Source organism: Micromonospora globosa, from assembly GCF_000717585.1.
Classification (GTDB): domain Bacteria; phylum Actinomycetota; class Actinomycetes; order Mycobacteriales; family Micromonosporaceae; genus Micromonospora; species Micromonospora aurantiaca.
The window spans coordinates 1-364 of record NZ_JNZR01000098.1; the positions used below are offsets into that span (position 1 = coordinate 1).

At 67.6% G+C, this 364-nt stretch carries 1 pseudogene; it reads left to right on the forward strand.

Features of this window, described 5'->3' with window-relative positions:
- Positions 1 to 364 (forward strand): annotated as a pseudogene (locus IF06_RS0131805) (hypothetical protein); the annotation flags it as partial.

Here is a 364-nt window from a genome sequence, read left to right on the forward strand (position 1 = left end):
CGTGCAGGGCAACCAGTCCCACATCGACCTGAACGACGAGCAGACCGCCAACGTCAAGGCCATCATCGCCGCCACCAAGAAGGCCGGCATGGACGAGCGCGCCGCCGTCGTCTCCATCGCCACGGCGCTGCAGGAGTCGAAGCTGGAGAACCTCGGCCACCTCGGCGACCGTAACGACCACGACTCGCAGGGCCTGTTCCAGCAGCGCCCCTCCTCCGGCTGGGGCACCGTGGAGCAGATCACCGACCCCGAGTACTCCACCACCGCGTTCCTGAAGGGTCTGAAGCAGGTCGACGGCTGGCAGGACATGCCGCTGACCAAGGCCGCCCAGACCGTCCAGGTGTCGGCCTACCCGGACCACTAC